This is a genomic window from Streptomyces sp. NPDC048185 (assembly GCF_043202495.1).
Lineage (GTDB): Bacteria > Actinomycetota > Actinomycetes > Streptomycetales > Streptomycetaceae > Streptomyces.
Genome location: NZ_JBIDAN010000012.1, coordinates 183,465 through 208,999, shown reverse-complemented (window position 1 = coordinate 208,999; position 25,535 = coordinate 183,465). Strand labels below are relative to the sequence as shown.

At 73.4% G+C, this 25,535-nt stretch carries 23 protein-coding genes; 13 read left to right on the top strand and 10 right to left on the bottom strand.

Translation table 11 applies throughout. The features are described from left to right. Window positions 1–23 precede the first annotated feature (23 nt). From ACGF3H_RS29825 to ACGF3H_RS29790, 8 genes are all read left to right on the top strand, one after another. Window positions 24–677, top strand: a complete 654-nt coding sequence (locus ACGF3H_RS29825) for a thermostable hemolysin (protein WP_362500582.1) — start codon at window positions 24–26, stop codon at window positions 675–677. Next, complete coding sequence (locus tag ACGF3H_RS29820) at window positions 667–2,289, top strand: AMP-binding protein (RefSeq protein ID WP_362500583.1); 1,623 nt, start codon at window positions 667–669, stop codon at window positions 2,287–2,289. The genes ACGF3H_RS29825 and ACGF3H_RS29820 overlap by 11 nt, the downstream gene beginning before the upstream one ends. After that, the gene (locus ACGF3H_RS29815) at window positions 2,286–3,197 is read left to right on the top strand and encodes a TauD/TfdA family dioxygenase (RefSeq protein ID WP_362500584.1); all 912 of its coding nucleotides are present in this window, start codon (window positions 2,286–2,288) and stop codon (window positions 3,195–3,197) included. Before ACGF3H_RS29820 ends, ACGF3H_RS29815 begins: the two co-directional genes overlap by 4 nt. A gap of 70 nt (window positions 3,198–3,267) precedes the next feature. After that, on the top strand, window positions 3,268–4,749 hold the full coding sequence (locus ACGF3H_RS29810; RefSeq protein WP_393816559.1) for an MFS transporter: 1,482 nt from the start codon (window positions 3,268–3,270) through the stop codon (window positions 4,747–4,749). Between the two features lie 30 nt (window positions 4,750–4,779). Next, the gene (locus ACGF3H_RS29805) at window positions 4,780–5,346 is read left to right on the top strand and encodes a cupin domain-containing protein (RefSeq protein ID WP_362500586.1); all 567 of its coding nucleotides are present in this window, start codon (window positions 4,780–4,782) and stop codon (window positions 5,344–5,346) included. Window positions 5,347–5,455: 109 nt separating this feature from the next. Beyond that, window positions 5,456–5,926 carry an ester cyclase gene (locus ACGF3H_RS29800; protein WP_189234194.1) on the top strand — a complete coding sequence of 157 codons (471 nt, stop codon included), beginning with the start codon at window positions 5,456–5,458 and terminating at the stop codon, window positions 5,924–5,926. Window positions 5,927–6,206: 280 nt separating this feature from the next. Further along, window positions 6,207–7,682 (top strand): DHA2 family efflux MFS transporter permease subunit, encoded by a 1,476-nt coding sequence (locus tag ACGF3H_RS29795; RefSeq protein ID WP_362500190.1) that lies wholly within the window; start codon window positions 6,207–6,209, stop codon window positions 7,680–7,682. A 100-nt stretch (window positions 7,683–7,782) separates the two neighbouring features. Next, on the top strand, window positions 7,783–8,376 hold the full coding sequence (locus ACGF3H_RS29790; RefSeq protein WP_362500191.1) for a dTDP-4-dehydrorhamnose 3,5-epimerase: 594 nt from the start codon (window positions 7,783–7,785) through the stop codon (window positions 8,374–8,376). Window positions 8,377–8,482: 106 nt separating this feature from the next. Here ACGF3H_RS29790 and ACGF3H_RS29785 read toward each other — a convergent pair whose 3' ends face one another. The 3 genes from ACGF3H_RS29785 to ACGF3H_RS29775 all read right to left on the bottom strand — a co-directional run bounded on the left by ACGF3H_RS29785 (window position 8,483) and on the right by ACGF3H_RS29775 (window position 11,922). Beyond that, window positions 8,483–9,661, bottom strand: coding sequence for an acyltransferase (locus tag ACGF3H_RS29785; RefSeq protein ID WP_362500192.1), 1,179 nt, complete (start codon window positions 9,659–9,661; stop codon window positions 8,483–8,485). A 204-nt stretch (window positions 9,662–9,865) separates the two neighbouring features. Next, on the bottom strand, window positions 9,866–10,858 hold the full coding sequence (gene rfbB / locus ACGF3H_RS29780) for a dTDP-glucose 4,6-dehydratase (protein WP_362500193.1): 993 nt from the start codon (window positions 10,856–10,858) through the stop codon (window positions 9,866–9,868). After that, window positions 10,855–11,922, bottom strand: a complete 1,068-nt coding sequence (locus ACGF3H_RS29775) for a glucose-1-phosphate thymidylyltransferase (RefSeq protein WP_362500194.1) — start codon at window positions 11,920–11,922, stop codon at window positions 10,855–10,857. The genes rfbB and ACGF3H_RS29775 overlap by 4 nt, the downstream gene beginning before the upstream one ends. A 103-nt stretch (window positions 11,923–12,025) precedes the next feature. Here ACGF3H_RS29775 and ACGF3H_RS29770 point away from each other — a divergent pair, with 103 nt between their 5' ends. Beyond that, complete coding sequence (locus ACGF3H_RS29770; RefSeq protein WP_362500195.1) at window positions 12,026–12,445, top strand: ester cyclase; 420 nt, start codon at window positions 12,026–12,028, stop codon at window positions 12,443–12,445. 20 nt (window positions 12,446–12,465) lie between these two features. On the opposite strand, the gene ACGF3H_RS29765 is transcribed toward ACGF3H_RS29770, so the two are convergent. From ACGF3H_RS29765 to ACGF3H_RS29755, 3 genes are all read right to left on the bottom strand, one after another. After that, entirely contained in the window at window positions 12,466–13,146 is a 681-nt protein-coding gene (locus tag ACGF3H_RS29765) for a DUF4232 domain-containing protein (RefSeq protein WP_362500196.1), read from the bottom strand. Window positions 13,147–13,407: 261 nt separating this feature from the next. Continuing rightward, a complete protein-coding gene (locus ACGF3H_RS29760) occupies window positions 13,408–14,382 on the bottom strand; it encodes a Gfo/Idh/MocA family oxidoreductase (RefSeq protein WP_362500197.1) in 975 nt (324 codons plus the stop codon). Then, the gene (locus ACGF3H_RS29755) at window positions 14,379–15,785 is read right to left on the bottom strand and encodes an NDP-hexose 2,3-dehydratase family protein (RefSeq protein ID WP_362500198.1); all 1,407 of its coding nucleotides are present in this window, start codon (window positions 15,783–15,785) and stop codon (window positions 14,379–14,381) included. The genes ACGF3H_RS29760 and ACGF3H_RS29755 overlap by 4 nt, the downstream gene beginning before the upstream one ends. A gap of 194 nt (window positions 15,786–15,979) precedes the next feature. On the opposite strand from ACGF3H_RS29755, the gene ACGF3H_RS29750 reads away from it, so the two are divergent. Next, window positions 15,980–17,158: a glycosyltransferase gene (locus ACGF3H_RS29750; RefSeq protein WP_362500199.1), complete on the top strand. Its 1,179-nt coding sequence runs from the start codon at window positions 15,980–15,982 to the stop codon at window positions 17,156–17,158. 462 nt (window positions 17,159–17,620) lie between these two features. Here ACGF3H_RS29750 and ACGF3H_RS29745 read toward each other — a convergent pair whose 3' ends face one another. Then, window positions 17,621–19,195, bottom strand: coding sequence for a condensation domain-containing protein (locus tag ACGF3H_RS29745; protein WP_362500200.1), 1,575 nt, complete (start codon window positions 19,193–19,195; stop codon window positions 17,621–17,623). Between the two features lie 152 nt (window positions 19,196–19,347). On the opposite strand from ACGF3H_RS29745, the gene ACGF3H_RS29740 reads away from it, so the two are divergent. Continuing rightward, complete coding sequence (locus tag ACGF3H_RS29740; RefSeq protein WP_362500201.1) at window positions 19,348–19,941, top strand: TetR/AcrR family transcriptional regulator; 594 nt, start codon at window positions 19,348–19,350, stop codon at window positions 19,939–19,941. A gap of 25 nt (window positions 19,942–19,966) precedes the next feature. Here ACGF3H_RS29740 and ACGF3H_RS29735 read toward each other — a convergent pair whose 3' ends face one another. From ACGF3H_RS29735 to ACGF3H_RS29725, 3 genes are all read right to left on the bottom strand, one after another. Then, on the bottom strand, window positions 19,967–20,425 hold the full coding sequence (locus tag ACGF3H_RS29735) for a DUF2871 domain-containing protein (RefSeq protein ID WP_362500202.1): 459 nt from the start codon (window positions 20,423–20,425) through the stop codon (window positions 19,967–19,969). 144 nt (window positions 20,426–20,569) lie between these two features. Next, window positions 20,570–22,027, bottom strand: coding sequence for a LuxR family transcriptional regulator (locus tag ACGF3H_RS29730; RefSeq protein ID WP_362500203.1), 1,458 nt, complete (start codon window positions 22,025–22,027; stop codon window positions 20,570–20,572). Window positions 22,028–22,135: 108 nt separating this feature from the next. Next, the gene (locus ACGF3H_RS29725) at window positions 22,136–22,453 is read right to left on the bottom strand and encodes a hypothetical protein (RefSeq protein WP_362500204.1); all 318 of its coding nucleotides are present in this window, start codon (window positions 22,451–22,453) and stop codon (window positions 22,136–22,138) included. A gap of 316 nt (window positions 22,454–22,769) precedes the next feature. Here ACGF3H_RS29725 and tap point away from each other — a divergent pair, with 316 nt between their 5' ends. Together tap and tpg are read left to right on the top strand one after the other, a co-directional pair. Further along, window positions 22,770–24,959 (top strand): telomere-associated protein Tap, encoded by a 2,190-nt coding sequence (tap, locus tag ACGF3H_RS29720; RefSeq protein WP_362500205.1) that lies wholly within the window; start codon window positions 22,770–22,772, stop codon window positions 24,957–24,959. Then, the gene (gene tpg / locus ACGF3H_RS29715) at window positions 24,956–25,513 is read left to right on the top strand and encodes a telomere-protecting terminal protein Tpg (protein WP_362500206.1); all 558 of its coding nucleotides are present in this window, start codon (window positions 24,956–24,958) and stop codon (window positions 25,511–25,513) included. The genes tap and tpg overlap by 4 nt, the downstream gene beginning before the upstream one ends. Window positions 25,514–25,535 lie beyond the last annotated feature (22 nt).

The following is a 25,535-nucleotide window of genomic DNA, read 5'->3' as shown; positions in this document are numbered from 1 at the left end:
CCACCCAGGGGGTGTGTACCACCATGAGAATCACACTGTCCGAGCGCGGCACCCCGGACTGGACGGTCTGCGCGGACCTCGTCCAGACCGTGTTCGCCCAGAAGTACCGGGCCAGCGTACGGCCCGACCCCGACGCCTTCCTGGCCTACTTCGAGGACAACGGCGACGGCACCGAGGACGCCCTCGCCTGCGCCGGCCTGACCTTCCCCGAAGGCGGCGAGGTCCTGCTGGAGACCTACCTCGACCACCCCGTCGAACAGGTCATCGCCGCCGAGACCGGCGACGAGGTCTCCCGCGCGCAGATCCTGCAGATCGGCAACATCGCCTCCGTCCGGCCCAGCGCCGGCGGCGAGATCATCAAGGCCATCCCCCTGGTCATGGCCTGCCTCGGCCGCCCCTACGCGGTCATGACGATGACCAGCCGGCTCTCCCTGCTGATGCAGCGCCTCGGCGTGGTCTTCCACCCCCTGGGCGAGGCCACCCCCGACCGCCTCACCCCGCAGGAGGCCGACGCCTGGGGCACCTACTACGACACCCGGCCCATCGTCGGATGGGCCGAGGCGGCCGCCCAGAGCACGCTGCTGCTCGCCGCGATCGGCCGGTACTGCTTCGAATCGGTCGACATGCGGCTGGTCCGCAACGGCCCCGAACGAAGGGGACTGGCCCATGCGGCCTGACACCACACCCCTCTCCCTGACCGCGGGCCTGCTCGCACACGCCGACAGCGACGCCGTCATGGTGCGCGTCCTGCCCGCCGGCGACACCCCCGCCGCCGAGTTCACCTACCGCGAACTCATCGGCGCCGCCCTCGCCCTGGCAGACCGGCTGCACGCCTTCGCCCACCAGCACGGCAGGCCCGCCCGGGTCGGACTGCTCGCCGACAACTCGCCCGAATGGGTCGTCGCCGACCTCGCCCTGCTGTTCGCCTCCGCCGTGGAGATCCCGGTCCCCACCGCCTTCACCGCCCAGCAGGCCGCCTCCCTGCTCACCGACGCCGACTGGTGCCTGGTCGACACCGCGGGCCGCCACGCCCTCGACCGCTGGCGCGACGACACCGCCACCGCCGTACTGGGCGAGCACTGCACCGTCACCCCCATCGACCTGCCGGCCCTCCTCGCCCAGGCCCCGCCCCCACCCCCCGACCGCGCGGCCCCCGCCCAGGACGCCGTCGTCAAGGTCATCCACACCTCCGGCACGACCTCCGCCCCCAAGGGCGTCAGGATCCGCCGGCACGGCCTGGACGCCCTGCTGACCTCGCTGCGCGCCCGCACCGGCACCGCCATCTTCGAGCGCTACCTGTCGATCGTGCCGCTCAGCCTGCTCATCGAACAGGTCGCCGGCCTCTACATGCCCTTCCTCGCGGGCGGCTCGGTGACCTTCCTGCCGCCGGGCACCGCCCTCGTGGGCACCGCCGCCGACGCCGCCCCCCGCATGCTCACCCTGCTGCGCCGGGCCCGGCCCACCGCCCTGGTCGTCCCGCCCACCGTGGCCGGCCTCTTCCTCGCCCTGTGCGACGAACGGCCCCAGGAGGACACCACCGCCCGCCACGAGCGGATCTTCGGCCACCCGGGCCCCGTCTTCATCGCCTGCGGCGGCGCCCCCGTCCCCGCCGAAGTCCTGAAGCGCCTGCACGACCACGGCATCACCGTCCACGAAGGCTACGGACTGAGCGAGAACTCCTCGGTGGTCTCCTGGAACGTGCCCGGCGAAGTCCGCTTCGGCACCGTCGGCCGCCCACTCGACCACGTCGAGGCACGCATCGACGACGACGGCGAACTCCTCATCCGCAGCACCTCCCTGTTCGCCGGCTACACCCGCGAAGACCCCTCCAGCGTCGCCGTCGACGCCGCCGGATGGCTGCACACCGGCGACCTGGCCACCCTCGACGACGACGGCTACCTGCGCATCACCGGCCGCCGCAAGAACCTCGTCATCACCGCCGGCGGACGCAACCTCTCACCCGAATGGGTCGAGGCCCGCTACCGCGAACTCGGCTTCCTGCGGGAGGCCGCCGTCATCGCCGAGGGCCTGACCGAGGTGCACGGCCTGTTCGTCGTCGAGACCGGACTCGACCACCACACCGCCCGCCTGCGCATCGAGGAGTTCGGCCGCACCCGCCTGTCCGACATCGAACGCGCCCGCGTCATCCACCTGATGTCCGCCGACGACCCCGACTACGCCCGCCTGTTCACCGTCACCGGCCGCCCGCGCCGCGACGTCATCCGCTCCCACGTCCTGACGGGCCGCCCCCCGGCCACCGCACCCACCCAGATCAAGGAGACAGCATGAGCACCGCCGTCACGACGACCCCCTACGGCACCGGCAGCGGCCTCCTCGTCCAGCCCGCACACGGCACCGCACCGGCGGACATCGACCACAAGCACCTCCTCGGCCTCCTCGCCGAGGCAGGCTTCCTGCTGCTGCGCGGCTTCGAGACCGACATGGCGGCATTCACCGCACTGGTGCAGAACACCTCCACCTCCACCACCCTCGACCCGGCCCGCGACTTCTACTCCGAGGTCGCCCAGAAGGTCGACGCCGGCTTCGACGAGGTCGGCCTGCACACCGAGAACGGCAACAGCCCCTTCCGCTCCCACCTGGCCTGGTTCTTCTGCGAGAAGGCCGCCTCCTCCGGCTCCCAGACCACCGTCTGCGACGGCTACCGCGTCTGGGAGGCGCTCTCACCCGCCACGCGCGAGGCGTTCGCCGCCCAGGACATCGTCTACAGCCGCTACGTCGCCGAACCCCAGTGGCGCGCCATGGCCCACCACCTCCTGGGCGGCACCAAGCCCGCCCAGGACATCGACGTCGCCGAACTGCTCGCCCTGGCCGGCCGCCTGGAGGGCACCGACATCGTCCCCGAGGCCGACGGGGGAGTGCGCTACTCCTTCACCACCCCGGCCGCCGGCACCACCGTCTTCGGCGAACGCCTCTCCTTCGCCAACAGCATCCTCGGCCCCTCCTTCAACTACGAGAAGCCGACGATCACCTTCGCCGACGGCACCGGACTCTCCCCCCAGCTGCTCACCGAAGTGGAAGCGGTGACCGCCGCACTGACGGAGAACCTCGACTGGCAGGACGGGGACATCGCCGTCATCGACAACACCCGCGTCATGCACGGCCGGCGCGCCATCACCGACCCCGACCGCACCATCTACAACGCACTGAGCTACATCAAGGTCCCCGCAGCCGCCTGACCCGCGCACCGGCCACGCGCACGGGCCCGCCCCCGGTGCGGCGGGAGCGGGCCCCGCCCGAGAGGACACCATGGAAACCGAACACCCCGCGCCCCCAACCGGCGCCACCACCCCCCACGACCAGGGCCTGCCCGACCCGCGGCGCTGGCGGCTGCTCGTGTTCGTCGCGCTGGCCCAGTTCATGGTGCTCCTGGACACCACCGTCGTGAACCTCGCCCTGCCCGCCATCCAGACCGACCTCGCGGCGAGCGCCACGGCCACCGAATGGTTCCTGACCGGCTACATCCTCTGCTTCGGCGGCCTGATGCTGCTCGGCGGACGCACCGCCGACCGCTGGGGACGCAAGCCGACCTTCCTGCTCGGCGCCGCCCTGTTCACCGCCGCGTCCCTGCTGTGCGCACTCGCCGACGGCCCCGGCACCCTCATCACCGCCCGCGCCGCCCAGGGATGCGGCGCCGCCTTCCTCTCCCCGGCCGCGATGTCCCTGGTCACCACCACCTTCCCGCGCGGACGGGAACGCACCACGGCGCTCGCCGTATGGGCCGCACTGGCCGGCCTCGGCGGCACCCTCGGCGTCGTCGCCGGCGGCCTGATCACCGACAGCCTCAGCTGGCGCTGGATCTTCTACCTCAACCTCCCCTTCGGTCTCGTCGCCGTCACCGGCGTGCTGGCCCTCACCTCCGGCCGCCGCGAACAGACCACCACCGGCACCCGCCCCGACGTCCTCGGCGCGCTCACCGTCACCTCCGGCCTGGCCGCCCTGGTCTACGCCCTGGTCAACATCCAGGAACACGGCTGGTACTCCACCGCCTACGTCATCGCACCGGCGCTGGCCGCCGCGGCCCTGCTCACCGCGTTCACCCTGATCGAACTCAAGGCCGCCGACCCGCTGATGCCGATGCGGATGTTCGCCACCCGCTCCCTGGCCACCGCCGCCACCGGCCGCGTCCTGACCAGCGCGGTACAGGCCGCCGTGCTCTTCCTGTGCAGCTACTACCTCCAGCGCACCCTCGGCTACTCCACCCTGAAGTCCGGCTTCGCGTTCCTGCCGCTGGGCCTGGCCGCCATCGCGGTCACCGCCCCGGCCACCCGCGTCATGCACCGCCTCGGCCCGCGCCCCGTCTACATCGCCGGCTCCGCCGGCTCCGTCCTCGGCCTGCTGCTGCTCACCGCCGCCCCCCGGCACGGCGACTACCTGCCCCACGTGCTGCCCGCCCTGCTCGTCCTCGGCGTGGCCATGCAGTGCTGCGGCATACCCGTCAACGTGCACGGCGTCTCCGACATCCCCGAACACCAGCAGGGCATCGCCTCCGGCGTGCTCGTCTCCGCCTTCCAGATCGGCGCCTCCCTGGGCCTGGCCACCGTCGCCACCAGCGCCCTGAGCCGGACCACCACACGGCTGTCCGACCACACCCCACCGGCCCAGGCCTGGCTCGACGGACTGCACCTGGGCTTCTGGATCGCCCTCGGCATCGCCGTGCTCAACCTGATCAACGCCCTGGCCGGCATGGACCGGCGGCCCACCGCCGCCACCGCACCCCAGGCCGCCTGACCCCCCACCGACCCGACGGGAGACCCCCTCATGGCACGCCCCGGAGACGTCCTGCACCTCGGCGAGGACCGCCTCACCTTCCTGACCACGGCCGCCGACACCGACGGCGCCTACGTCGAGGTGGAAGTGGAGTACTCACCCGCCTCCATCAAACCGCCCGTGCACTACCACCCCAAGCAGACCGAACGGATGCGCGTCACCAGCGGCAGGCTGAACCTCCTCATCGACGGCGACCTGCGCGAGTACAGCGCCGGCGACGAGTTCTACATCCCGCCGAACGCCCCCCACTCCCTGTGGAACCCCGGCCCCGAACGCGCCCGGATCAACTGGCGCACCACACCCGCCTACCGCACCGAGAAGGTCTTCGAGACCCTGTGGGGCCTGACCAACGAGGGCCGGCTGCGCCCCGACGGCACCCCCTTCCTGCAGATGCCGCTGCTCGTGCTCGGCTTCCGCGACGAGTACCGCGTGGTCACCGGCCGCCCCCACCTGCTGGACGTGGCCCTGTGCACGGCGCTGGCCCCGCTGTCGGCGGCCATGGGCTACCGGCCCACCTACCGCCCGCCGCAGACCCGCGAGTCCCAGCCGGCCGTCTGACACCGGCCCGCATCGGCCGGTTCTCGAGCGCCGCGCGAGAGACAGGCGAGGAAGCGGCCGTAGCGTCGGCGACGACCCCAACCGCCGTACGCGTGGAGGACTTTGCGACATGGCCAGCGACGAGCACGGATTCACCCTCCCGGGCGCGGATCTCCCGCAGCCCGACGCCGACCTGCGCGCCCGGCGCGAGGCGGTGGTCATCGCCCACACGATCGCCGAGACCCAGTGGGACATCGACGGCGTGTTCGCCACCTTCCCGCGGGGCCCGGTCTACCGGGTCCAGGCCTTCGAGGAGGGCCCCCTCGTCGGGGACGCGGCCATCCGCAAGGGCTACTTCGACGACATGCAGAAGGCGTTCCCGAACCTGGAGCACGACCTGCACGCCGTGCACCACACGCCCACCGCGGTGATCCTGGAGGCGCAGGCCCGCGGCAAGCAGGAAGCCGACTGGCGGGACATCCCCAACCGCGGCAAGTCCATCGACGCCCCCGTCTGCGTGATCTTCCACTTCGACGGTGACGTGCTGATCGACGAGACCCTCTACTTCGACGTCGCCACCTTCCAGCGCCAGCTCGCCTGAGCCCCTGCGCCCCGCCTCCCCGGCCGGGCCCCCTGCCGCCACGCCGGCAGGGGGCCCGGCCGCACCGCCGTCCGCGCTGCGGCCCGGCACCCGTGTTCGCCCGGCGCGCGCGAGTGCGAACGGGGGACCGGCCGGACTCGAGGGAAAGTCGAGTGCCCCTGCCTAGCGTCGACCGCGGCGGCCGGAGCTGCCGGCCGTGCCGTCGTGCGTGCAGCGGCCCGCCGGACCAGGTGCCGGCGACGCCCCCGACGCACAGTCCGCCTCCAGAAAGGATGCTCGGATGAGCACCGCCAACCCCCCATCCCCGGGCGGAGGAACGAAGGGGACGGTCCTCTGGGCCATCCTCGTCACCGGCCTCGCCTCCTTCATGGCGGGCCTGGACAACCTCGTGATCATCACGGCGCTGCCCACCATCAAGGACGAACTCGGCGGAAGCCTGAGCGACCTCGAGTGGACGGTCAACGCCTACACCCTGTCCTTCGCGGTGCTGATGATGTTCGGTGCCGCCCTCGGCGACCGCTTCGGCCGGCGCCGCGTCTTCGGCCTGGGCCTGCTGCTGTTCACCGCGGCGTCCGCGGCCGCCGCCCTGGCCCCGGGAGTCGGCGAACTCATCGCCGCCCGCGCCGTCCAGGGCGCCGGAGCGGCCATCATCATGCCGCTGTCGGTCACCCTGCTGACCGTCGCCGTACCGCCGGAGAAGCGCGGCTCGGCCCTCGGAATCTGGGGGGCGATCAACGGCCTGTCGATCGCCGCCGGGCCGCTCGTCGGCGGCGCCGTCGTCGAGCACCTGTCCTGGCAGTGGATCTTCTGGCTCAACGTGCCCATCGGCCTGGCCCTGGCCCCGCTGGCGTTCCGCAAGCTCGGCGAGAGCCGGATCACCGACTCCCGCCTGGACGCGGTGGGCACCGTGCTGTCCGGCGTGGGCCTGTTCGGCATCGTCCTCGGCCTGGTCAAGGGCCACGAGGAGGGCTGGACCTCGGCCCTGGTGCTGGGCTCCCTGATCGGCGGCACGGCCGTCATGGCCGCGTTCGTGGCCTGGGAGAACACCACCGAACGCCCCATGGTGCCCATGCGCATGTTCCGCAACCGGGCCTTCACCGGCATCAACCTGGCCGGCGTGCTGATGTCGGTCGGCATGTTCGGCGCGATCTTCCTGATGACCCAGTTCCTGCAGAACATCCAGGGCTACAGCGCGATGGAGGCGGGCGTCAGGCTGCTGGCCTGGACGGCCATGCCGATGGTGGTCGCCCCCATCGGCGGCATGATCTCCGACCGCATCGGCGGCAAACCCGTCGTCACCCTCGGCCTGGCCATGATGACCGCCGGCATGGCCTACTGGGCGCTGGTCCTCGAACCCGGCGTCTCCTACGCCGGGCAGCTGCCGTCCCTGATGGTCTGCGGCGCCGGCATGGCCCTGTTCTACGCCCCGCTGATGAACCTCACCATGGGCTCGGTCGCCGAACACGAACAGGGCATCGCCTCCGGTGTCACCGCCGCCACCCGCGAGCTCGGCGCGGCCTTCGGCGTCGCCCTGCTGGCCTCCATCTTCAGCGCCAACGGCGGCTACGCCTCACCGCAGAACTTCGTCGACGGCCTGGTCCCCGCCATGTGGGTGGGCGCCGCCGGGGTGGCCCTGGCCACCGCCGCCATGCTGGTCGTCCCCGGCCGGCGTGCCGCGCCCGCCGCCCCCGCGGCCGGCGACCCGGCCCCCGCACCCGCCGCCGGGCAGGAGGCCTCCCCGGCCACGGTGCGCTGAACCTCCCCGCACCACCCCCTGCGCGCGCCCGGACCCACCGGGCGCGCGTCCCTGTGCACCCCCCGTCAGACAGGCCGCCCAGCGACGAACCGAGGAGCCCATGGCCATCGAGGAGATGAAGGTCCAAGACGCCTTCAGGATCATCCCGTCATCCCTGCCGGACAACCGCGGACACTTCTTCGAAGCCTGGCGGTCGAGCGAGCTGACCGCGGCCAGCGGGCAGACCTTCACCGTCAGACAGGTCAACTACTCGGTCTCCCGGCGCAACACGCTGCGCGGCATCCACGGCACGACCCTGCCGCCGGGCCAGGCCAAACTGGTGACCTGCGTGCGCGGCGCCGCCCTGGACGTCGTCGTCGACCTCAGGGTCGGCTCGCCCACCTTCGGCATGTTCGACACCACCCTGCAGGAGGCCGGCTCCGGCATCGGCGTCTACCTGGCCGACGGCCTCGGTCACGCCTTCCTCGCGCTGACCGACGACACCTGCATGAACTACCTGTGCTCCGAGGAGTACGTGCCCGGCACGATGGTGGACATCCAGGCCCTCGACCCCGACATCGGCATCCCCTGGAACACCACGGAACCTCTCGTCAGGTCCGAGAAGGACACCCACGCCCCCACCCTCGCCGAAGCGGTCCGCCAGGGCCTGCTGCCCACCTACGAACAGGCGAAGGCCTCCTACCGCACGCCCTGACCCCGACCCGGGCCGGCGCCGGCCCGCACGGCCGTGCCCCCGGCATGCCGCCGGGGGCACGGCCGTGCGGCCGTGCCCCCTTCGGGGCGGAACCCGTGCGTACCGTTCAGGACTTCGCCGCGGGCCGGGCCCGCCCGAACCGCCGCACGAGCGGGGACTCGACCAGGGCGTACAGCGCCCACGAGGCCACCACCGTGGCCACCACCGTGCCCGCCAGCATCGCAAGGCCCGCCGGCGTCGAGTACATCTGCGTGCCCAGCTCCTTGCGCAGCCAGGACAGCGCGATGTAGTGCAGCAGGTAGAAGGCGAAGGAGATCTCGCCCAGCTTGACCATCGCACGGTTGCGGAACAGGGTGAAGCGGCCCTCGACGTCCGCGTTCGCCGCGGCCGCGATCAGCAGCACGATCGGCACGATCATCGCGGCGCGCTGACCGTACAGATAGGGCACGTGGAACGTCAGCCAGTACCCGCCGGCCAGCAGGACCGCCGACCAGAACATGCCGATGTCGCGCCAGCGGCCGTGCCGCACCGCGAGCGCCACGAGGATGCCGAGGGCGAAGTCGGCCATCCGCACCGGCGGCAGCACATAGCTGAACCAGTACTGCGACACCGACAGATCCTGCCCGCTGGGCACCAGCTCGGTCTTGGAGAACAGCCCGTACGCCAGCGCGGGCGTGGCCCACACCGCGGCGACGCCCCCGGCGATCCAGTACTTCAGGTGCGCCGCGTCGATGCGCTGGAACAGCCGCAGCAGCAGCGGGAAGCACAGGTAGAAGAACGCCTCCACGCCCAGCGACCAGCTGGGGGAGTCCACACTGAAGTTGGTGAAGTACTCCGGCACCCACACGTGCACCATGAACAGGTTGGCGACGGCGACGCCGTCGGTGGTGGCCGGGGCCGCGAACAGCCCCATCGCCAGCGCCCAGGCGACGACGTACACGGGATAGATCTTGACGAACCGGCGCCGCCAGAACGACGTCACGGTGTCGTCGTGGCGGGCCGACCAGGTCAGCACGAAGCCGCTGAGCACGAAGAAGAACGACACGCCGAGCCCGCCGGCCTGGTTGAACCAGCGGTACAGGCGGAACTCCGTGGCGTCGTCGGCCAGCAGCCGCAGCGGCGGTATCGGCAGGAACGCGTGGTGGGCGAAGACGGCCAGCGCGGCGAGGAACCGCAGGCCGGTCAGGGACGGCAGCCGGGACGGCGCGGGCCGCCGGGGCGCGGCGGCGCTTCCGCCGCGCGCACCGGCCGGCGCCGAGCCGGTCACTACCTGGTCAGTGGCCATGGGGGTCCGTTCTCACAGGAAGGGGACGGGGGAGGGGAGTGGTGCTTGTCCCACCGTTGTAGGGGCGCCCGCTCGCGAAACGCTCGTGAACCGCCCCAGGACCACCCCAGGGCCGCCCCTCGCCGTCGGTCCGGGACGCGCGACGGCCGCCCCGGAGGGTCCGGGACGGCCGTGGTCGCAGGAACAGGCGGCGAAGGGGTGGTGTCACAGGGCGGCGCGGGCCTTCAACGGCTCCCACCAGTCGCGGTTGTCGCGGTACCAGGCGAACGTCTCCGCCAGCCCCTCGGTGAAGTCCTTGCGGGGACGGTAACCCAGCTCCGTGGCGATCTTGGTGCAGTCCACCGAGTAGCGCAGGTCGTGCCCCAGCCGGTCGGGCACGTGCTCCACGCTCTCCCAGCCCGCCCCGGCCAGCTCCAGCAGCAGCCCGGTCAGCTCCTTGTTGCTCAGCTCCGTGCCGCCGCCGATGTTGTACACCTCACCGGCCCGGCCCCCGGTGCGCACCAGCTCCAGGCCCTGCACGTGGTCGTCGATGTGCAGCCAGTCCCGCACGTTCACCCCTTCCCCGTACAGCGGCACCGTGCGCCCGTCGAGCAGGTTGGTGATGAACAGCGGGATGACCTTCTCCGGGAAGTGGTGGTGGCCGTAGTTGTTGGAGCAGCGGGTGACCCGCACGTCCAGACCGAACGTGCGGTGGTAGGACAGCGCCATCAGGTCGGAGGACGCCTTCGACGCCGCATAGGGGGAGTTCGGCCGCAGCGGGTCGCTCTCCGGCCACGAGCCCTCCGTCAGCGACCCGTACACCTCGTCGGTGGACACGTGCAGGAACCGCGCCGGGCCGCCGGGCCGGCGCAGCGCCGCGTCCAGCAGGGTCTGGGTGCCCAGCACGTTGGTGGTGACGAACTCGGCCGCGCCCGCGATGGAGCGGTCCACGTGGGACTCGGCGGCGAAGTGCACGATCTGGTCGTGGCCGGCGACCAGCTCGGCGACCAGGTCCCGGTCGCAGATGTCCCCCTTCACGAACCCGAAGCCCGGGTGATCGCGGACCGGGTCGAGGTTGGCCGGGTTGCCGGCGTAGGTGAGCTTGTCGAGCACGGTGATGCTCACGTCGCCCGGCCCGCCGGCGCCCAGCAGCCGGCGGACGTAGTGCGATCCGATGAATCCCGCGCCGCCGGTGACGAGAATGCGTGTGAGAGTCATGACGAGATCTGTACCTTGCTGTGGTCGCCGAGGATGAGCCGGTGCGCGGCGGGCGCCCGCGGCGCGGGCGTCACCTCCACGTTGCGTCCGATGATCGACGCCTCCACGCGGCGGGCGCCGCGCACGGAGGAATTGTCCAGGACGATGGAGAACTCGATCTCGCTGTCGGTGATGTCGCAGTCGTTGGAGATCGACGTGAACGGGCCGACGTAGGAGGAGCAGATCACCGTGCCCGCGCCGATCACCGCCGGGCCGACGATCCGCGAGGCGGTGACCTTGGCGCCCTCCGCGATCCGCACCCGCCCGATGATCTCGCTCGCCTCGTCCACGTCGCCCTCGATGCGCGGCTCCGCGGACTCCAGCACCGACCGGTTCACCTCGAGCATGTCGGTGACGTTCCCGGTGTCCTTCCAGTATCCGGACACCGTCGTGGACCGCACGTCGTGCCCGTGGTCGATCAGCCACTGCAGGGCGTGCGTGATCTCCAGCTCGCCCCGCCAGGACGGCTTGATGGCCCGCACCGCCCGGTGCACCGCGGACGTGAACAGGTAGACGCCGACCAGCGCCAGGTCGCTCTTGGGCGTGGCCGGCTTCTCCTCCAGGCCGATCACGTTGTTGTCCGGGCCCAGCTCGGCCACGCCGAAGGCCCGCGGGTCGGAGACCCGGGTCAGCAGGATCTGCGCGTCGGGGCGCTGCGCGCGGAAGTCGTCGACGATGGAGGAGATGCCGCCGACGATGAAGTTGTCCCCGAGATACATCACGAAGTCGTCGTCGCCGAGGAACTCCTGGGCGATCAGCACGGCGTGGGCGAGCCCGAGCGGGGCTTCCTGGGGGAGGTAGGTGACCGTCAGACCGAACTTGGAACCGTCGCCGACGGCCTGCCTGATCTCGGCGGCGGTGTCCCCGACGACGATCCCGACCTCCGTGACGCCGGCGTCTGCGATCGCCTCCAGGCCGTAGAAGAGCACGGGCTTGTTGGCCACGGGCACCAGTTGCTTGGCTGATGTGTGGGTGAGGGGGCGCAGGCGGGTTCCGGCCCCGCCGGAGAGTACGAGAGCCTTCATGGCACCGACCCTAGGAGCGCACGCTAGAGCGGGAGTGGGGGATCGCCCGCGCCCTCACCACCCCTCCAGCACCGCTCGAGACGCCCGCCCGATGCTTCCGGGCATGGCAGACAACCACCGCGCACTCATCCAGGCGTTCGTCGACATGATCAACAACCATGACGTCGCCACCATCGGCGAGCACACCGCGCCGGGGCACATCGACCACAATCCGGTCGTCGCCGACGGCGTGGAGGCCAACGCGGCCTTCTTCCAGCAGATCTTCGACGCGTTCCCCGACGTGAAGGTCGTCGCCCACGACGTGATCGTCGACGGGGACCGGATCGCCGGCCGTTTCGAGTACTCCGGCACCCACCAGGGCACCTTCTTCGGCGTCGGGGCGACCGGGCGCCGGCTGACCTTCCAGTCCATCGACATCTGGCGCGTCGAGGACGGCCTGCTGGCCGAGCACTGGGACCAGCTCGACATGGGCGGCATGTTCCACCAGCTCGGCGTCGACTTCTACGCGCTGCAGAAGGCGTAGGCGGTTCCGTCCGCCAAAGGTCAGCTCGCCCCGCCCTGGCCGGCGCTGCCGATCGGGCCGACCCGGACGGGGGAGCCGGCGCCGTCGGTGACGGGCAGGGTCGCGGCGCCCGGCCACTCCAGCGTGACCGACTTCGTCTCCCCGGGCGGGGTCACCACCAGGGCGGTCACGCGCACGCCCGAGCCGCCCGAGTCGTTGACCGGGTAGCTGACGGTGAACGACACCGACTTGCCGTCCTCCAGCGTCATGGCGCCGGCCTCCTGGCCGGTGCGCTCGGCGGACACATCCCCCGCGGCGGTCCGCAGGTCGACGCCCGCGTACCCGGTCAGGGCACAGTCCCGGCCGCCGCCGTTGGTGAACGTGACCGCGACCGAGCCCTCGCTGTCGCCGTCGATGGTGCTGTCCGACGCGGTGACGTCCAGTTCGTCGGTGCGGCACGCGCCCGCCCCGGCCTCCGCACCGGAGCCGGCGGACTGCCCGCCGGAGCCGCCGTCCGTGTCCTGCGCGCCGGCCGTGTTCCCGGCGCTCTCCTTCCCGCCGCCCTGCTCCGGGGCGCCCGCGTCCGCGCCGCCGTCCGGGGAAGCCGGCGCGGACGCGGACGGGCCGTCGTCCTGCGCCGTGCCGTCGTCGCCGTTGCAGGCCGTGAGCGACAGACCCGCGGCAACGGCAAGGGCGGCGAAGGTGAGCTTGCGAACGCGCATCGTTTCTTCCTCAGTCTCGGTGACGGCGCCGGCCGCCCGGCCCCGGCAAGGGGCACGAGCGAGCTTCTGTGACCACCAGGACCGTTCCTGCCCGGCCAAGCGTTCCGCCCGACGGCCCGTCAGGACATCCCTGTTACATACAGCGAGTCCCGCACACCGTCTCCGGGCCCGCCGCCAGGGGCGCCGGAGCCGCCCGCCGCCCGCCCGCGGGGCGCCGGGCGGCTGGGACGGACCCGTGACCCGGCACGCCTTGACGGACGCTCAGCCGGCCGCCGCCCGCTCCACCTCCTCCACCAGCGCCGCGTGCTCCAGGATGTCGCGCGCGTGCGGGGCGAAGTCCTCCCCCTCCAGCACGGTCCGGGCGAACACGCCGGCGATGTTGGTGAAGTGACGGTCGGGCCGCAGGACGATCTCGCTCACCTTCCCCTCACGCTCCACCGTCAGCACGGGCGTGTGCTCGTCGGGGGTGCTGAAGGCACGCTCCAGCCGCAGCCGGCCCCGGCTGCCCCACAGGCCGTACCCGCTGCGGTAGGCGTGCTCCACCCCGTAGGACAGCTGCGCGGCCACCCCGGAACCGGACACCAGCAGCGCGCTGCCCGCCGGCCGCGGGCCCAGCGCGCTCGCCGCCCGCTCCTGCGCTCCGGCCACCCGCAGCGGACCCAGGAAGTGCCGGGCCGCACGGATCGGGTAGGCGGCGACCTCCGGCAGGGTGCTGGCCCGCTGCGGCGCCCCGCCGTCCGGCCCGGGCCGCAGCGGTATGCCGAACTCGGAGGTGAACAGCTGCACCTCGCCGATCAGCCCGTCCGCCACCAGCTCCCGCACCCGCGCGTGCTGCGAGTGGTGCAGGAACATGAAGCTCTCCATCAGCAGCAGCCCCCGCTCCCGGGCGAGCGCCACCGCCTTCTCCGCCTCGGCCGCACTGGGCGCGAACGGCTTCTCGCACAGCACGTGCTTGCCGGCCGCAAGCGCCCGCAGCGTCCACTCCACGTGCAGCTCGGGCGGCAGCGGCACGTACACCGCGTCCACGTCGTCGCGCTCCAGCAACTGCTGGTAGGAGGCGACCGGGACGCCGCCGAAGCGGTCGGTGAACTCCCGGGCCCGCCCGGCACTGCGGCTGGCCACCGCCGTCACCGTCACCAGCGGCTGGTGCTCCAGCGAGGGCAGCATCCGGCGCCGGGCGATGTCCGCGCAGCCCAGCACACCCAGCCGCAGCGACCGCACCCTCCCGCCGCTCACCGGCCGTACCCCCCGTCCGACGCCCACACCCCGCGCAGCACCGCCAGCAGCGTGCGCGCCTCGATGTTCAGGTAGTTGCTGTGCCGCATCAGCTCCGCGAGCTGACCGGCCGTCAGCCACACGAACTCGTCGGGGACGTCGAGGGGGAAGTCGTCCCCGACCTCCATGAGCACGTACCGGTTGCCGGCATGATGGAAACGGCCGCCCTCCTCCGACTGCACCACGTCGTACAGCAGCTCGTGCGGCTGTGCCCGCATCACCAGGTCCAGATAGCGGGGCCGGAGGTGGACGGGCAGGGTCAGCGCCCGCCCGGGCTGGCACTGCACGGTGGGCCCGAACTCGGCCACGTCCAGCACCCCCGCCTCCGACCGCGCCCGCGCCAGCAGGTGCGGCACCCCGCCCACCCGGCGGATCAGGAACGCGACCAGCCCCTGCTCCTTGGGCGCCAGCAGCGGCTGGGTCCAGCTGGTCACCTCCCGGTTGGCGGCCGACACGGACGCGGCGATCACGGCGAAGTGATGCCCGCTCTCGTGCTCGATCGCGTACTCGCTGCGGCGCCAGCGCTCCACCTGCGCCAGCGGCACCGAACGCTGCACCAGCTCACGGCGCGCCCGGATCTCGGTGAGCCGGCTCAGCACCTCCTCCATGGAGTACAGCGACGGCCCCCCGCGCCCGGCCGGGGCCGGGATCAGCGACAGCACGGTACGCGCGTCCATGTTGACGACGTTCGGCTCGTACAGCAGCCGATGGATCTGCCCGAGCGTCAGCCACACGAAGTCCTCGTGCAGCTCCACCTCGCCCAGCGCCTCGACCACCATGTTCCGGTTCCGCTTGCACAAAAACCACGAGCCCTGCTCGGACTGCAGGGAGTCGTACAGCACCCGCGAGCGCAGCCTGGGCGGCCGGAAGTAGTCGATGTAGCGCACGGCGGAGCCCTTGTGGACGCCCGTGTAGTTGCTGCGCGTGGCCTGCACGGTCGGCGACAGCTGCACCGTGTCGAGGTTGCCGGGCTCCATCTTGGCCTGCATCAGGCAGTGCAGCACACCGTCGAACTCCTTGACGACGATGCCGAGGATGCCCACCTCGGGCTGGTTGATGATGGGCTGCGTCCAGGACAGCTCGTGGCCGTCCCACGCGCTGCGCACGCTCAGGCCCTCCACGGCGAAGAACCGGCCGCTGTCGTGCACCAGGTTGCCGCCCTGCTCCTCGAAGCGCCAGCCGACCAGCTCGGAGAACGGGATGCGGCGCACGTCGTAGCGGTTGGTGCGGCGCTGCTCGGCGAACCACTCGCGGAACACCGCGTTGGGCGTCACCGCGCTGTCACCGGCCCGCGCCGAGCGCACGAACCGCTGCACCGTACTCGGGGCGGCACCCACAGACGCTGCTGCCTGGGTGATGGTCATGAGCGCGACTCCTTCGACTCGTTCCGCTCGCCCTCAGACAGGCGGCCGCAGCACGACCATGGGCCGTGGCGATCGGGGCGCAGCGGAGACCGCCTCGGCGCCCGCCGGAGTCCCGCTCGACTCCTCCTTCTTATCGCTGACAGTTTTCCTGTCAGTGCTAGACAGGGGCTGGGGGCGTCCCTACGCTCGACGCCATGAGAATCCTCTTCGCCGGCGCCGGAAACTTCGGCCACGTCTACCCCCTCCTCCCCTTGGCGAAGGCCGCGCGGGCCGCCGGCCACGAGGTCTTCTTCGCCACGGGCGCCCAACTGCACGCCGCGGTCACCGCGGCCGGCCTCCAGCCGGTACCCGCGGGCCGCTCGGTGCCCGAGGGATTCATGGAAGCAGCGCGCTCTCGAGGCCTCCTCGCGGAAGGCGAGGCGGACCTCAGGCCGCAGGACGTCCCGCCCCAGGTCCTGGCCGACCTGCACGTGGACGTCTTCGGCTCCGTCCTGCCGCGCTGGGTCACCGAGGACCTGACCGCGGCCCTCGAGCGGCTGCGCCCAGACCTCGTCGTCTACGAGGCGCTCAACCCGGGCGCCGCCTTCGCCGCCCACCTGGCCGGCGTACCCGCCGTCGCGCACGGCGTCGGCCCGATGACCGTCGGACCCGACGAGGCCCGCGTCATGGAACGGCTCCTGGTCACCGCCGCCGACCTCGGCGTCACCGTGCCCGGCGGCCAGCTCCTGGCCCTCGCCCGCGCCTTCGTCGACATCTGCCCGCCCTCCCTGCAGGACCCGCACTTCCTCGCCGCCCCCCTCAACCGCATCGAGCAGCGCCCCGTCCCCTACGGCGAACCCGGCGAGCTGCCCGAGCGCATCCGCACCGCCGAGGGCCCCTTCGTCTACGTCACCCTGGGCACCGCGCTCGCCTCGGCCGAGGTGCTGCGCACGGTCGTGGAGGGCCTGCTGCCGCTGAACGTGCCCGTCCTGGTCGCCGCCGGACCCGTGGTCCCCGTGGACGCGCTCGGCGAACAGCCCGAACGGGTCGTGGCGGTGCCGTGGGTGGCGCAGCCCGAGGCCCTCGCGCACGCCTCGCTCGTGGTCCAGCACGGCGGCGCCGGCACCACCCTGGCCGCCCTGGGCGCCGGCCTGCCCCAGCTCGTCCTGCCGCAGGGCGCCGACGGCCCGGCCAACGCCGCTGCGGTCCACGCCGCGGGCGCCGGCGAGTACGTCCTCGCCGGCGACCTGACCCCCCAGGCGGTCCACGACGCGGCCCGCCGCCTGCTGGCCGACGACTCCTACCGCACCGGCGCCCGCAAGGTCGCCGAGGAGATCGCCGCGATGCCCGACCCGGCCGCCACCGCCGCCAGGCTCCCGGACCTCGCCGCCTGACACCCGCGGGCGGCCGTCCCGCAGATGTCCCGCGACTCCCGGTGCGCGCGCCGACTTCCCCCGCGGCGCGCGCACCGGGCCATCCCTTCCGTCCCCGGCACCCCCAGGCCCCGGCACGCCTCGATCCCGGCACCCGGCACCCGGCCCCGGCCCCCTCGGCCCCGGCACCCGGCACCCGGCCCCGGCACGCCTCGATCCCGGCACCCGGCACCCGGCCCCCTCGGTCCCGGCATCCGGCACCTGGCACTCCTCGCTCCCGGCCCCGCACCCCTCGGCCCTGGTCCCAGGCACCCGGCACCCCTCAGCCCCGGCGCCCGGCACACCTCGGCCCTGGCCCGGCACACCTCGGCCCTGGCCCGGCACCTTCGGCCCCGGCACTCCTCGGTCCGGCCCCGACACTCGGCCCCAACACCTGGCGCCCGGCGCCCGGCACTCGGCGCCCCGTCGGTCCCGGCCGGCCGGCTACGGCGGTGTCGGCAGTGTCGCGCCCGCCGTGGGCATCGCCGGCAGCAGGTCGTCGACCGGAGTCGAGGGTGCCGACAGGGCCAGGGCCAGCAGCGCGGCGCTCACGTCGGCGGCCAGGCGGGCCGCCTCGATGCGGGTGAGCACCGACGAGGCGAAGTCCAGGCACAGCAGCGGCCGTTCACGCCACCGCACCAGCGTCAGCGCCGCGTCGGCCTCGGCACCGCCCAGGTGTCCGTGGTGGAAGCGTGCGGACAGCCCGCCGGCCCCGGCAGCGGCCGGAAGCAGCTCGTCGTGCGCGGCGAACGTCACCTGCGCCGGTCCCGGCCGCGACCTGTCGCCGGCCGTGCCCAGCGCCCGGGCGAGGTCGTCCTCGTCCGTGCCGGCGTCGGCCAGGCCCTCGCTCAGCGCGCAGGCGATGCCGCGCAGGTAGTAGTCGGCGGTGCCCTCCAGCGTGCAGCGCACCGGGTGCGTCACCGCGCACGGCACGACGGTGCGCGGCAGCGCGGCCGCGGGCCGGCGCGGCAGCTCGGCCCCCACCAGCAGCTCCTCGCGGCCGCAGCGCCGGCCCACGGCCAGGGCCCAGGCGGCCAGCACGACGGTGCTGTGCGGGACGCCGGCCCGGCGGGCGGTGGCGTCCACCGCGTCGCGCACCTGCGCATCGAGCACGAACGGCAGCCGCCCGCCGCGGAAGTCGAAGACGGCCGGGCGCCGCTCCGGGGCCCCCAGGTCCACCGGGCCGGCCGCGCCGCGCAGCAGGCCGGCGCGCCGCACCGCCCGCGCGTACGGCACCCCCGCCGCCCCGGGCGCGGGCGTCGGCTCCCGGTCCACCGGCAGGCCCGCCGCCGCACGGCCGTAGTCGTCGAGCAGCTCCCGCCACACCAGCGCCGCCGACCAGGGACCGGCGACGGCCCGGTGGTACAGGAAGGACAGCACATGCCGTCCGGGGGCCAGCGGCACCAGCACGAAAGCGACGGGCGGGCGCCCCGCCGCCGTGGCCCACGGCGCGGCGCCCCGGGCCAGCCGCCGGTGCACCGCGGCGACGCCGTCCGCCTCACCCGCCACCGCGGGGCCGGCGACCAGCGGGACCGTGCAGGAGTCCAGCACCCGCCGCACCGGCCCGCCGGCCGAGGGCGCGAAGAAGGTCCGCAGCCCCTCGTGCCGGGCACTGAGCGCGGCGACGGCGGTGCGCAGCGCCGCCACGTCCAGCGGGCCGGACAGCTCCGCGCTCAGGACACGCAGAGCGGCCCGGGAGCCGTGACGGCCCGCCAGCGCCGCGCGCTGCCCGGGCAGCAGGGGCCGCAGCACCCCGCTCTCCCGCGCCGCCGGGGCGCGGGCCGGCACCGCACGGGCCAGCACGTCCGAGAGAGGGGCGGGCCCCATGAGCGCCGCCAGGTCCAGGGACAGTCCCAGCCGTTCGCCGGCCCGCCGCTGCAGCCGCATCGCCTGCTCGAGGGTGCCGCCCAGGGTGACGAACGGCGACCCCGCCGCCCCGCCGCGCACGCCGCGCCGGTCGCCGCCCGTCACGTCCGCGGCCAGGTCGAGCAGCGTGTCCAGAAAAGTCGGGGTCAGCATGAGGTCCGCCCTCCCGGTGGCCGTCTTGCCCCGCATGCTGCCCACCGGCCCTCGAAGCCCGCTCGAGCCGGTGCGCCGCAACCCGCCGTTGCCGAGAGCAGATTCCCTATCACTGACAACTTGAGTATCGCTGAAAGTGCTACGGTGGCTCCATGACTCCCCGCGACCGCCGCCTGCGCGAACAGGCCCGCCGGCATCAGCTGATCCTCGCCACCGCGCGCGAGATGGCCGAGTCGGAGGGCTGGGACAGCGTGACCACCCGGCGCCTGGCGGACCGCATCGAGTACAGCCAGCCCGTGCTCTACCAGCACTTCAAGAACAAGGACGCCATCATCCGCGCGGTGGCGCTGGAAGGCTTCGCCGAACTCGCCGCCGCCCTGCGCGCCGCCCGCCGCCGGTACACCGGCGACCCGCAGGAGACCCTGCGCGAACTCGCCCGCGCCTACGTCGGCTTCGCGTCCCGCTCACCCGTCCTCTACCAGGCCATGCTCGTCCTCGACACCGCTGACGACAGCGACGGCCCGTATGCGCCCGGCCCGTTGGCCGAGGTCATGGCCGAGATCGAGGAAGCTGTCGCCCCGCTGGCCGCGGGCCAGGACGCCCAGCTGCTCACCCAGGTGCTGTGGAGCGCCTGGCACGGCATGGCGACCCTGGTCAACGCGGGCCGTCTGGACGCGGAGCCGACCGGGGCGCGTCTGGCGATGCTGACCGACCGGCTCACCGGCCCCGCCGCCCAGCCCGCCTGAACCCGGGCGGGCGGGGGCCGGCGGCTCAGACCGTGCTCTTGACGTGCTCCGGCTCCCCGGCGGGCGGCTGCCGCGTGCCGGCCGACTCCTTGAGCCGCTTGCCCAGCAGCGTGAACAGCAGGATCAGCCCGACCGTCAGCAGGATGTGACCCAGGCCCGCCACCAGCGACAGGGCCTCCGGCATCTCGTGCCCGAGCACCGTCAGGCAGCCGTGCACGCCCATCATGCCCACGGACACCGCGATACCGGCGTTGTAGAACCAGAAGAAGTTCGTGAACAGCTTCGAGGGGGAGAGCCCGAACTGCTTGTCGAGCCCCAGAACGATCAGGAACCCGAACATGCCCAGCGTCAGCAGGTGCGTGTGCATCACCGACAGCTGCGTGTCCCCGGTGAAGTCCTTGATCTTGGTGAACTCCCGGTAGAACAGCCCCGAGACCACCCCGATGATCATGTAGACATGCGCTGCGTAGAACGACTTTCGCATCGCGGTGCTCGCTCCCTGCGGTCGATTACCGTGCCGACACCGCTCATTCAAGCACCCCCGGACGGCTCCAACTGCCCCTGACGCAGGCCCTCTCGAGCGTTCGTCCAGTCATGGTCGAGCGGGCCCCGACCGCCCTGCCGTACCTCAGCCGACGACCGCGTCCGCCCGCGCGCCCTGCACCAGGGCCGCCGGCAGCTCGGCCCGGCCCCGGATGCGCAGCTTGCGGTAGATCCGCGTCAGCCGCTGCTGCACCGTACTCACCGACAGCAGCAGACCCGCCGCGATCTGCCGGTTGGTCAGCCCGCGCGCCGCCAGCGCCGCCACCCGCTGCTCGCCGGCCGTCAACGGCTCCCGCTCGACAACCGCCGCCGCCGAGGCGGGCCACGCCGCGATCTCCGCCAGCCGCAGCTCCACGGCGGCCCGCGTCACGCCATCGGGGCACACGTCGTGGGCGAGCGCCAGGATCCGCCCGGCCTCCTCGGGCCGGCGCTGCGCCAGCAGTTCCTCGGCGACATCGCGCAGCACCTCCAGATCACCCGGCCGCACCGGCCGCCGTATCCCCTCGGCGATCGGCGCGAGGAAATGCCCCGCCACGGCCGTCGCCGGGGCCTGCGCCTCACGCAGCGCCAGCGCGGCCCGCCGGTGCAGACCCGCCCGGGTACGCGGCGCGGTGAGCGCCAGCACCACATCCTGTACGGCCGGATGCCCGAACCGCAGCCCGTTCAGCAGCCCGCAGGCACGCAGCGCCGCGAGCCCCGGCCCCCACAGCCCCGTCCCCAGCATCTGCGCCAGCACCGCCTCGCTCGCCCCCGCGCCCACGACGGCCACCGCCCGGGCGGAGGCGACCGCGGCCGGACCGCAGCGGGCCAGACACGCGGCAACGGCCCCGGCGAACGGCCCGTCACCCGCGAACACCGGTCCACCCGCCCCGCCCGCCTGCTCCTCCTCCTCGACCAGGGCCCGCAGCAGCAGCGGGTTGCCCCCGCTCAGACGGCACAACTCGGCCACGGTGCGCACCGAACGGCCCTCCACGGCCTGCGCCACCTCGCGCGGTGTGAGAAGCCCCAGCGCGATCCGCCGGACCTGGGGGCGGTGCGTCAGCTCCGTGACGGCCACCGGATGCCGCTCCTGCGTCTCGGGGCAGAGCGTCACCACCAGCAGCACCGCCGCCGGCCGGGCGTGCCGGGCGATGTGGTCCAGATAGCGCAGCGACTGCGCATCGGCGTGCTGCACGTCGTCCACGCAGAGCACCACCGGCCCTTCGACGGCCAGCGCGCACAGCCGGGCGCAGAACTCCCGCACGGTCTCCTCACGCAGCGCACGGTGCTCAGGACCGATGCGTGCGAGCGCGAACGCCGGTGCGCTGCCCACCACTTGACGCAGCACACCCAGCGGGGTGAGAAGGTGCTCCTCGGTCGCGGCCGCCCGCAGCACCAGGGCCCCCGCGGCGCCGGCCCTGGCGGCCACCGCGTCCAGAAGACGGCTCTTGCCGCACCCGGCGGCCCCCTCGATCACGACCGTCCCGGACCGGCCCGCCGCACACATCGCGAGGACCGTCTCCAGAGCACCGGCCACCGACACCCCGCCCGCCGCCTCCGTCATGAACCGCCCCTTCACCGCCGTCGCCCTGCGTCCACTGATCCAGGACGAGGATCCGGGCAGCCGCTCTAGACCGGGTCGAGCACGGACGGAGATCGGACACCGGATCCGTCACACACCCGCGGCGGGCCGGCCGACGTCGTCCGTGGTGTCCTGCGGCGGCGCGACAGGCCAGCCGATGTCGTCCGTGGTGTCCTGCGGCGGCGCGACAGGCCAGCCGACGTCGTCCGTGGTGTCCTGCGGCGGCGCAACGGGCCAGCCGACGTCGTCCGTGCTGTCCTGCGGCGGCGCGACGGGCCAGCCGACATCACCGGCGACGGCCTGCGGCCGGCCGGTGTCGCCGGCGGTGGCCGCGGCGGCGGTGCCCGCCGTGGTGAAGGCGGCGGCGACGACGGCGGCGACGGCGGCGATCCGGGCGATGCGCTTCATGGCTGGCTCCTGGGGTGACAAGTGTGTGTTCGCTCTGTGGCAACCTCTTGCCTCAAGGCTGGCAACGCCCCCTCGTGACTCACTGAAGAACGGACCGAGAACCACTCGAGAACCCCCTCCGCCTGCACCGTCGCAGCCGACCCACCGGGCACACCGCCTTGGCAACCCCTGGCAACCCGCAGACAACAGGCGCCCCGCCACAGGCGCCCCGCCACCCCGACGACCACAGAGGCACCTCCGCATCCGTACGCCAAACGCACGGCAGACATACGCCATCCGTACGGTCACAGGGTTAGGCTGAGGAGCAGGAGGTGCCATGTCCGAGTTGTTCGACGCGGTCGACGCGCTGGTCGCGTCCCGGTCCGCGCTGCCGCCGGCCCCCGAGCGCAAGCGGCTGCGCGTCGCCCACGGCCTGACGCTGGACGACGTGGCCGCCGCGCTGAAGGTGCGCCGGGCCACCGTGTCCGGCTGGGAGTCGGCCAAGAAGCCCGTCGAGCCGCGCGGACCGGAACGCGAGGCGTACGCGCACCTGCTGGCGCGACTCGCGCGGCTCTACCCCGCCTCCCCGGCCGTGCCCGAGCCCCTGCCGGACCCGGCCACCCCCGCGGCCACGACCGCGTCCGGGAACACCCCGCCCGCCCCCGCCCCCGCGGCGGCCGCACCGCGTCCCGAGCGCACCGCCGGCGCGTCGTCGGCGTCCTCGGCGCCGCGCCGTCCGGGCGGGAAAAAGGGGGCCCGCCCGGCCGCAGCCCCGGCGGACGGCACCGACCCGCGGTTCGAGAACGGTCCGCTGGCGGTCGTCGACGCCGGCGACGGGCAGGTGCGCGCGTACTGCACCGGCGGCCTGGTCCTGGAGGTACCCGCCAGGAGCATGCCGGCGCTGGTGGAGTGGACGCTGAAGGAGGCGAGGCTCGGGCAGCCGCGGCTGTCCGCTTCGGGCAGGGACGCCGATCCGCTGCTCGTGCTCACCGAGACGGCGCTGAAGCGCTACGGCCTGCCCGTCGCCCTCACCGAGGAAGAGCGTCTCGCCGGCCGGATTCCGCAAGAGCACAAGGTCGTCCAGCAGCTCGCGCGTGCGGAGTGGAAGCTGACCAAGCGCGGGTTCGGCCCGTGGGCGCGGATCTACCGCCCGGCCAAGGGCCCGGACCGCCAGTGCGTGCAGCTGTGCATCCCGTCCTGGAACGCGCTGGACGCGCGGCACTGGGGCGCGGCCGGACAGCTCCCGCCGGCGCAACTCGCCCGCGTACTGGGCGTGTACGCCTCCCGCGTGACCACACCGCGCGGCTCCACCGCCGTGACCGGCCTGGAGCTGATGACCGCGCTGCACCCGGCGACCCGGGCCTCCGAGCCGGACGCGCACGGCAGACGGCACTCCGAGCACAACCCCGGCTCGCTGGGGAAGGACCCGGTGGACTGCGCGCCGTGCGAGGCCCCGGACGGACACCCCCTGCTCAAGGACCTGCCCCGGTTCGCCGTCCGCGGCCCGGCCGAGAAGCTGTTCGAGGAGGCCTACGACTGGGCGCGGCCGCTCACGGACGCCGAATGCCTGCGCCGCAACCTCGTCGGCATCGACGTGAACATGGCTTTCGCGGCCGGCGCCAACGGCCTGACCGTCGGCCTCGGAGCGCCGACGCACGTCAGGAACCCGGCGTTCGACCCCAAGCTGCCGGGGAGCTGGCTGGTGGACCTCTCCCACGTCGACCTCTCCCGGGTGAAGGCCGGCAAGGAGTGGGTGGAGCTGGACGCCTCCCTGCTGCCCAGCCCGTTCACGCCGCAGGGCGAGCGCCCGCAGGGACCGGCCTGGTACGCGACACCGACCGTCGCGTACGCGGTGGAACTCGGCTACGAGGTACGGCCCCTGGAGGCGTGGGTGCGCCACGAGAACGGCCGCTACCTGGACGGCTGGTACCACCGCCTGCGCGACGCCTACCTCGCCACGATGGCCGACCTCGGCGTCCACGCCGACCTGGCACCGGCCGACTTCCTGACGGCGATGGACGCCTGCCGCAGCCGCGACCCGGAGCTGGCGATCGTGGTGTCGGCGATCAAGGCGACGGTGAAGGGCGGGCTGGGCAAACTGCGCGAACGGCCCCGCGGCGAGGGCTGGCGGCCGGGAGAGCCGTGGCGGGCCCTGGCCCGCCCGACGTGGCGGCCCGACATCCGCGCGGCCGTCATCTCCCGCACCCGGACCAACCTCCACCGCAAGATCGTCAAGCATGCGGCGTTCACCGGGCAGTACCCGGTCGCCGTCCTGTCCGACTGCGTCGTGTACGCGGCCGACGGGCCCTCGCCGCTGGACTTCCTGCCCCACCGGGAGGGCAGGCCGCTGCCGGGCGGCTTCCGGCTCGGCGTCAACCCGGGCCTGGTGAAGTGGGAGGGCACACAGAGCGTGCTGTGGGGCGAGGGCCTGCGGGAACGCTTCGACGCCCCGGACCTCAACCTCGCCCGGTACATCAAGGACGGCACCGTCACCGACGCCCAGGCCGGGAAGCGGGGAGGACGATGAGCCTGTTCGGGGACGGCCTCGACAAGGCGGTGCAGAAGGCGTTCACCCGCCCGGCACCGAAGACGGCCGGCCCGCAGATGCGCTACCTGGTCAAGCAGCTGGGGGGGACCGGGCCGGTCGCCCGGACGCTGCGGATCTCCCGGCGCACCGTCGAGCGGTACGTGAAGAACCAGATCACCAAGCCCCGCCCGGACCTCGCCGCGCGCCTGGAGCGCGAGGTGAAGAAGCGGTGGCAGCCCCGCATCCGGGCAAGGGCCCGGCACAGGGCCGCCACCACGAGCGGCATCGTCATCGACACCCGTGCCCGCATGGGCTACACCGCACCGGTCGGCTCCACGGACCAGGACCGCGTCCGGCACCTGACCGTGGCCCTGCCCCCGCAGTACGCCGCCCGCCTGTTCACCGCCCAGGAACAGGGCGCAGGCGACCGGCAGCTGAAGGAGATCGCCGCCGAAGCGCTCAGGGAGGTCTACTTCCAGGACAACGGCCGCCGCGCCGGCAGCCTGGAAGAGGTCCGCTTCACGGACATCGAGCACCTGGAGTTCGACCTGTAGCGGCCGCGCCCCGCCGGCCCGG

Coding starts and splice junctions, on each gene's coding strand:
- ACGF3H_RS29725 (WP_362500204.1), bottom strand. CDS start 22,453: ATGAAGCGCATCGCCCGGATCGCCGCCGTCGCCGCCGTCGTCGCCGCC.
- ACGF3H_RS29800 (WP_189234194.1), top strand. CDS start 5,456: ATGGCCAGCGACGAGCACGGATTCACCCTCCCGGGCGCGGATCTCCCG.
- ACGF3H_RS29735 (WP_362500202.1), bottom strand. CDS start 20,425: ATGCGAAAGTCGTTCTACGCAGCGCATGTCTACATGATCATCGGGGTG.
- ACGF3H_RS29825 (WP_362500582.1), top strand. CDS start 24: ATGAGAATCACACTGTCCGAGCGCGGCACCCCGGACTGGACGGTCTGC.
- ACGF3H_RS29755 (WP_362500198.1), bottom strand. CDS start 15,785: ATGACCATCACCCAGGCAGCAGCGTCTGTGGGTGCCGCCCCGAGTACG.
- ACGF3H_RS29785 (WP_362500192.1), bottom strand. CDS start 9,661: ATGGCCACTGACCAGGTAGTGACCGGCTCGGCGCCGGCCGGTGCGCGC.
- tpg (WP_362500206.1), top strand. CDS start 24,956: ATGAGCCTGTTCGGGGACGGCCTCGACAAGGCGGTGCAGAAGGCGTTC.
- ACGF3H_RS29815 (WP_362500584.1), top strand. CDS start 2,286: ATGAGCACCGCCGTCACGACGACCCCCTACGGCACCGGCAGCGGCCTC.
- ACGF3H_RS29745 (WP_362500200.1), bottom strand. CDS start 19,195: ATGCTGACCCCGACTTTTCTGGACACGCTGCTCGACCTGGCCGCGGAC.
- ACGF3H_RS29805 (WP_362500586.1), top strand. CDS start 4,780: ATGGCACGCCCCGGAGACGTCCTGCACCTCGGCGAGGACCGCCTCACC.
- ACGF3H_RS29810 (WP_393816559.1), top strand. CDS start 3,268: ATGGAAACCGAACACCCCGCGCCCCCAACCGGCGCCACCACCCCCCAC.
- ACGF3H_RS29820 (WP_362500583.1), top strand. CDS start 667: ATGCGGCCTGACACCACACCCCTCTCCCTGACCGCGGGCCTGCTCGCA.
- ACGF3H_RS29765 (WP_362500196.1), bottom strand. CDS start 13,146: ATGCGCGTTCGCAAGCTCACCTTCGCCGCCCTTGCCGTTGCCGCGGGT.
- ACGF3H_RS29740 (WP_362500201.1), top strand. CDS start 19,348: ATGACTCCCCGCGACCGCCGCCTGCGCGAACAGGCCCGCCGGCATCAG.
- ACGF3H_RS29795 (WP_362500190.1), top strand. CDS start 6,207: ATGAGCACCGCCAACCCCCCATCCCCGGGCGGAGGAACGAAGGGGACG.
- ACGF3H_RS29730 (WP_362500203.1), bottom strand. CDS start 22,027: ATGACGGAGGCGGCGGGCGGGGTGTCGGTGGCCGGTGCTCTGGAGACG.
- rfbB (WP_362500193.1), bottom strand. CDS start 10,858: ATGACTCTCACACGCATTCTCGTCACCGGCGGCGCGGGATTCATCGGA.
- tap (WP_362500205.1), top strand. CDS start 22,770: ATGTCCGAGTTGTTCGACGCGGTCGACGCGCTGGTCGCGTCCCGGTCC.
- ACGF3H_RS29790 (WP_362500191.1), top strand. CDS start 7,783: ATGGCCATCGAGGAGATGAAGGTCCAAGACGCCTTCAGGATCATCCCG.
- ACGF3H_RS29775 (WP_362500194.1), bottom strand. CDS start 11,922: ATGAAGGCTCTCGTACTCTCCGGCGGGGCCGGAACCCGCCTGCGCCCC.
- ACGF3H_RS29750 (WP_362500199.1), top strand. CDS start 15,980: ATGAGAATCCTCTTCGCCGGCGCCGGAAACTTCGGCCACGTCTACCCC.
- ACGF3H_RS29770 (WP_362500195.1), top strand. CDS start 12,026: ATGGCAGACAACCACCGCGCACTCATCCAGGCGTTCGTCGACATGATC.